Origin of the sequence: Vibrio sp. 10N.222.48.A3 (genome assembly GCF_041475345.1) — a bacterium.
Lineage (GTDB): Bacteria > Pseudomonadota > Gammaproteobacteria > Enterobacterales > Vibrionaceae > Vibrio > Vibrio tasmaniensis_A.
In genome coordinates this window covers 1-6085 of record NZ_JBFRVX010000203.1, presented here as the reverse complement: position 1 = coordinate 6085, position 6085 = coordinate 1, and the positions used below count along the sequence as shown (strand labels likewise).

The following is a 6085-nucleotide window of genomic DNA, read 5'->3' as shown; positions in this document are numbered from 1 at the left end:
CTTACGGCTTATCTAAGTTCTTAATGGGCAGTGTTTCTGACCGTTCTAACCCCCGATACTTTCTCAGCGGTGGCTTGTTAATGTCGGCATTGGTCATGTTCTGCTTCGGCTTCATGCCATGGGCGACAGGCAGCATCACTGCGATGTTTATCCTGCTGTTCTTGAATGGTTGGTTTCAAGGCATGGGCTGGCCAGCTTGTGGGCGAACCATGGTTCACTGGTGGTCACGAAAAGAACGTGGTGAGATCGTATCGGTATGGAACGTTGCTCACAACGTGGGTGGCGGTTTGATTGGCCCAATGTTCTTGTTGGGGCTGTGGGCTTTTAACGACGATTGGCGAACCGCTTTTTATGTTCCTGCATTTTTTGCCACTCTCGTTGCTGTCTTTGTTTGGTTTACTGTAAGAGATACACCTCAATCTTGCGGCTTACCACCGATTGAAGAACACAAAGATGATTACCCAGACGACTACGATACGTCTCATGAGAAAGAAATGACGGCGAAAGAGATCTTCTTTAAGTACGTTTTCTCTAACAAGCTGTTGTGGTCAATCGCGATTGCTAATGCGTTTGTTTACCTTATCCGTTATGGCGTACTCGATTGGGCTCCGGTTTACTTAAAAGAAGCGAAAGACTTCTCTGTAGATAAATCCTCTTGGGCCTACTTCCTGTATGAGTGGGCAGGTATTCCTGGCACGTTATTGTGTGGTTGGATTTCAGATAAATTATTCAAAGGTCGACGCGCTCCAGCAGGGATCCTGTTTATGGTTCTCGTAACTGTCGCAGTGTTGGTGTATTGGTTGAACCCTGCGGGTAACCCAACGGTTGATATGTTGGCACTGATTGCGATTGGCTTCCTTATTTATGGTCCAGTAATGCTAATCGGCTTGTATGCACTTGAACTTGCACCAAAGAAAGCGGCAGGTACGGCGGCAGGTCTTACTGGATTGTTTGGTTACTTAGGTGGCGCAGTTGCTGCCAATGCGGTGCTTGGTTTCATGGTTGACCATTACGGCTGGGATGGCGGCTTCATGATTTTGGTCGGAGCTTGTGTTGCTTCAATAATTTGTCTGCTTTACGCCTTCCTCGGTGAGCGTGCGCACCATAAGCAAAAAGATCTCGAACGAGAAAAAGAAGCGCTAACTCAGTAGTTTATTAGCTGAACCACACCATACTAATAACAACAGAGGCAGGTATATCCAGCTTCTGTTTTATCAAGGGAAACAATAATGAAAACAACGTCACTGTCTCTGACCTTATTAGCCCTAAGTTTATCTGCAAATACGTTCGCCGATCCTTTAGTGATTGCGCATCGCGGCGCTTCTGGTTATTTACCTGAACACACATTACCCGCTAAAGCGCTCGCTTATGCGATGAAACCCGACTACATCGAACAAGATGTAGTGATGACTAAAGACGACCAATTGGTGGTTTTGCATGATCATTACTTAGATCGCGTCACTGATGTTGCTGACCGCTTTCCAGACCGTGCACGAGCAGATGGCCGTTACTATGCGATTGATTTTACGCTTGCCGAGATCAAGTCATTAAAGGTGACCGAAGGCTTTAACTTAGATGAACAAGGCAACAGAGTGGCAGGGTACCCAACGCGCTTCCCAATGTGGCAGTCTGATTTCCGTGTCGCTACATTTGCAGAAGAAATCGAACTGATCCAAGGCTTAAATAAGACCTTAGGTTATGACGTGGGCATCTATCCTGAAATTAAAGCACCTTGGTTCCATCGTCACGAAGGCAAAGACATCTCCAAAGCTGTGCTTGCGACCTTGCATCAATATGGTTACCTATCAAAAGACGACAAAGTGTATTTGCAGTGTTTTGACGCCAATGAACTCCAACGCATCAATGATGAACTCATGCCTGCGATGGAAATGGATCTTAAGCTCGTTCAGTTGATGGCCTATACAGATTGGAATGAAACCATGACGTATCAAGGTGACAAAGTAACGCCGTACAGTTACGACTGGATGTTTGAAGCTGGTGGCATGGAAAAAGTGGCGACTTATGCGGAAGGAATAGGCCCTTGGAAGCCAATGTTGGTGGACGATGCATCAACCAAAGATAACATTATTATTAAACCGTTAATGAAGTCAGCAAAAGACGCGGGCTTAGATGTTCACCCGTACACGTTCCGTGCTGATCCGGGAAGAATCCCAGCTTATGCTGATAACTTTGATGGCATGTTGGATGTCTTCTACAACCAAGTCAAAGTCGATGGTGTGTTTACTGACTTCCCAGACAAAGCGGTCGACTTCTTGAACCGTTAATATCCTGCTAATTACGAGCGACTATTAACGAGATATTCAGAGCTAAAAGCACACACTAAAGGTGTTTTTGGCTCTTCTTTCACTTTTGGGATCTTCTTGTATTGGCCTCGAAATCCTACCCATATTCTTCTTTCTCAGCCCACATTTTGATATTCACTCGGTTTACAGCAATAACACGACTTGATAGGTTACTCTCAATGCAGTCAGATGCTTAATCTATAAGTACTTATCGGCTGAAGCTTATATTGAATTTGGAAAAATCATGGAAGAACGAAGCAAAGCTTATCTCGAGAGCTACCTCAACACATTACCAGCAGACGTTGCCTCACAATACACCTCCTTTAGTACTGATTATTACTGCGCCGACGAATATAACGCCAACCTCTGTGCGCAACTGATACTAAAAGGTGAGAAGCAAGCATCTTGTAGCCTTGAATATTGGTATAGCCATGAAGGAGAAGCGATGCCTGTCGTGGGCCATTTGCAAGTCGTCACTGATTGGGATGGCATACCAGTTTGCATTGTAGAGATTACCTCGGTGTTATTGTGCAAATACAACGAAGTGACGGCTGAGTTTGCTGCCGCTGAAGGCGAGGGTGACAAAACACTAGAATGGTGGCGAGAAGCACACTGGAACTTCTTCTCTCGCGAATGTGAAGAGCTTAAGATCTCACCAAGTGAAGACATGCTACTTATGTTGGAGCGTTTCAAAGTGGTTTATCAATAGTGAAGTCCCAGCGAGTGATGTGTTGATTCGTTAGGCATGGCACTTAGGCTGCTTTTGACTAACGCCAGAAGATTAACATTCACAAGGAGAGTGATGTGAAAATAGCGATATTGGATGACTACCAGAACGTCGTTAAAGACCTCGATTGCTTCAACAAACTCGAACAACACGATGTCACGGTATTTACCCAGACTTATTCAGAGCAAGAGCTCGCCATTAAGTTAGTCTCGTTTGAAGCCATTGTGCTCATTCGTGAAAGAACCGAGATCACCGAATCTTTGTTATCGCAGCTCCCAAACCTCAAGCTGATTAGCCAGACGGGCAAAGTAAGTAACCATATCGACCCGCAAATGTGCGAACGATTTGGTGTTACCGTGTTAGAAGGCCGAGGCTCGCCAGTCGCACCCTCTGAATTATGCTGGGCGTTGATTATGGCTGCATCGCGCCACATTCCTACTTACGCGTCAAACCTTAAGCAAAACCAGTGGCAAGATTCAGGCTCGTTAGGGTTAGGTCGAACTTTGAAGGGCTTGAAGCTTGGTATTTGGGGTTACGGAAAAATCGGAAAATGCATTGCACAATATGCCCAAGTATTTGGGATGTCTGTCGTAGTGTGGGGCAGCCAAGCTTCACGTGATCAAGCACAAGCGGATGGATTAGAAGCAGCAACAACCAAACAAGACTTCTTCCGAGAAGTTGATGTGCTTTCTTTGCATTTGCGTTTGAATGATGTGACCAGAGGATGTGTTACGGCACACGACCTCAGCTTGATGAAGCCGAACTCACTGCTTGTGAACATCAGCCGCGCGGAGTTAGTCGAACCGATGGCTCTGTATCATGAACTACGCGAGGTACCGACCAAAACAGCCGCTATTGATGTGTTTGATTGTGAGCCCGTAACAACAGACACCGAACCGCTACTGTCCTTAACAAACGTCACAGCGACTCCACATTTGGGCTATGTTGAACAAAATAGCTACGAACTCTACTTCGATATCGCTTTCGACAACATTCTGTCCTATCAAAGAGATGGCATATAGCGATAGAATTTGCCGAAAGCAATAAAAAGGTAGAGAAGTATGAGCTTAACAATCAGAGAAGTCGCGGTACAAGATGCACAAGGCATTATTGATGTATTGAATCCAATCATTATCGAAGCGCGTTATACGATCTTGGATCAGACTTTTACTGTTGATGAAGAAAAGGCATTCATTGAGTCGTTCCCTGAGTGCGGTGTATTTAGCGTTGCAGTCAACGAGACGACAAGCCAGTTGCTTGGTTTTCAGAATGTAGAACCATTCGCTAGTTACACTAAGGCCTTTGACCACGTTGGTATTATTGGCACTTATGTTGATGCAAATAGCCGTGGGCAGGGCGTTGCCAAGCAGTTGTTTGGCTACACATTCAAATCAGCCAAAGCCAAAGGTTATGAAAAGCTGTTCGCCTATGTAAGAGCAGACAACGAGCGCGCGTTAGCGGTATACCTTAAGCAAGGTTTTGAAATTGTCGGAACGGCTAAGAAACACGGTAAGATTGGCGACCAGTACTTTGACGAGATCCTTATCGAGAAGTTTCTATAGGCTCGCTTGAACATTAGATAATTCATCGTATGCAGGAGGCAAGATGACAAAGCTAATCGAATTAACAGAAATAGTCTTATTCGACTGGGGCAATACGCTGATGGTCGATTTCCCAGACGCACAAGGGAAGATGTGTGACTGGGAAACGGTACAAGAAGTGAGTGGTGCTCGTGCATTACTGGCTGAACTCTCCAAAAATCATCAAGTCTACGTTGCCACCAATGCTGGTGATTCCAGTAAAGACGACATCATTCGTGCCTTTGAGCGCGTTGGCCTGTCTCAATCTATCTTGGGTTACTTTTGTAAGGCGAGCATTGGCTTTTCTAAGTTCGAGTCGGGGTTCTATCCTGCCATTATTTCTAAGCTCGGTGTTGTACCACAAGACATCACCATGGTTGGCGACACTCTAGAGAAAGACATTTACCCAGCACTTGAAGCGGGTTTGAAAGCGGTGTGGTTGAACACGGAAGGAGTTGAACTTAAGTCACAGCATCCACGTATCGTGCAAGTTCAAAGCCTAAGTGGACTGTTGGAGAAGCGCCATGGGTGAACATTCAGAGATCTGGCGTCAGTATTACCAAAAAGCACTAAGCAAACCTCATTTAAAGAGAACTGAATTCGCAATCAAACTGAATGAGTCAGGCTTAAATGTTGCGATTGATTGTGGTTGTGGAACAGGCAGTGACATCGCCTTTTTGGAGCAGCAAGCTTATCAAGTCTATGGTTTTGATATTAATCCTGATTCCATTGCTATATGTCGAGACAGATTTGGTCGCAAGCCTTTGGTCGATATATCTGAATGTGGATTTGAAAATTATGATTACCCGAAATCTGGCGTAGTGATTGCCAATTCGAGTCTGTTTTTTTCCGACCCCACCCGTTTTGATGAAATTTGGCAAAGGATTGAAAACAGCCTTGAAGTAGGCGGCGTGTTTGCTGGTGATTTCATGGGCGTGGATGACAGTTGGGCACATGGCTATCGAACCCCAACAACCCCATTAACGAAAGCCAAAGTCTTAAGTTTATTTAAGAGTTTTGAGGTAGTACGATTCAATGAACGGGACGAACAAGCACTCACCTCATTAGGTAGGATGAAACATTGGCACACTTACTCGGTCGTTGCGATTAAGCGTCGTTAAATGGTCAGTAACTAAAACTCGTTTGGATGCCTGTCCGTTTTGACGCAAGCCTCTCATCTCTTTGCTGTTTAATCTTCTAAGCTAATTTTAGTTTCCACTATGAGGGCTAGGTTATGAGTATCGAACGTCACGGAATATCGGTTGGAATTGAACGTGTTAGCGGTGCAACCATCGTTGTGTTTAAAGCGAAAGGCAAACTCACACACGATGACTATCAAGCAATGATGCCAATTTTAAATACCACGCTAGAAGAACTCGATTCATCTAAACTCAAGATGCTGGTCGACATCTCTACCTTAACGGGTTGGGAGTTGCGTGCTGCTTGGGATGATTTCAAACTGGGATTAGAGCTCA

8 protein-coding genes are annotated in these 6085 nt (G+C 45.1%); all 8 read left to right on the top strand.

Annotated elements, in window-relative coordinates; translation table 11 throughout:
- The coding region (glpT, locus tag AB4653_RS07225; protein WP_372103688.1) for a glycerol-3-phosphate transporter at positions 1–1151 on the top strand (1151 nt) is incomplete at its 5' end.
- A gap of 78 nt (positions 1152–1229) precedes the next feature.
- Entirely contained in the window at positions 1230–2285 is a 1056-nt protein-coding gene (gene glpQ, locus AB4653_RS07220; RefSeq protein WP_102258501.1) for a glycerophosphodiester phosphodiesterase, read from the top strand.
- Between the two features lie 262 nt (positions 2286–2547).
- The gene (locus tag AB4653_RS07215; RefSeq protein WP_102258500.1) at positions 2548–3012 is read left to right on the top strand and encodes an ASCH domain-containing protein; all 465 of its coding nucleotides are present in this window, start codon (positions 2548–2550) and stop codon (positions 3010–3012) included.
- A gap of 95 nt (positions 3013–3107) precedes the next feature.
- Positions 3108–4052, top strand: a complete 945-nt coding sequence (locus AB4653_RS07210; protein ID WP_102258499.1) for a D-2-hydroxyacid dehydrogenase family protein — start codon at positions 3108–3110, stop codon at positions 4050–4052.
- 39 nt (positions 4053–4091) lie between these two features.
- Positions 4092–4592, top strand: coding sequence for a GNAT family N-acetyltransferase (locus AB4653_RS07205; protein ID WP_050634411.1), 501 nt, complete (start codon positions 4092–4094; stop codon positions 4590–4592).
- A gap of 43 nt (positions 4593–4635) precedes the next feature.
- The gene (locus AB4653_RS07200; RefSeq protein ID WP_102258498.1) at positions 4636–5142 is read left to right on the top strand and encodes an HAD family hydrolase; all 507 of its coding nucleotides are present in this window, start codon (positions 4636–4638) and stop codon (positions 5140–5142) included.
- Positions 5135–5731: a class I SAM-dependent methyltransferase gene (locus AB4653_RS07195; RefSeq protein ID WP_009846843.1), complete on the top strand. Its 597-nt coding sequence runs from the start codon at positions 5135–5137 to the stop codon at positions 5729–5731. Before AB4653_RS07200 ends, AB4653_RS07195 begins: the two co-directional genes overlap by 8 nt.
- Positions 5732–5844: 113 nt before the next feature.
- On the top strand, positions 5845–6085 hold a 241-nt coding region (locus AB4653_RS07190; protein WP_372103686.1), incomplete at its 3' end, for an STAS/SEC14 domain-containing protein.

Coding starts and splice junctions, on each gene's coding strand:
- glpQ (WP_102258501.1), top strand. CDS start 1,230: ATGAAAACAACGTCACTGTCTCTGACCTTATTAGCCCTAAGTTTATCT.
- AB4653_RS07215 (WP_102258500.1), top strand. CDS start 2,548: ATGGAAGAACGAAGCAAAGCTTATCTCGAGAGCTACCTCAACACATTA.
- AB4653_RS07205 (WP_050634411.1), top strand. CDS start 4,092: ATGAGCTTAACAATCAGAGAAGTCGCGGTACAAGATGCACAAGGCATT.
- AB4653_RS07200 (WP_102258498.1), top strand. CDS start 4,636: ATGACAAAGCTAATCGAATTAACAGAAATAGTCTTATTCGACTGGGGC.
- AB4653_RS07195 (WP_009846843.1), top strand. CDS start 5,135: ATGGGTGAACATTCAGAGATCTGGCGTCAGTATTACCAAAAAGCACTA.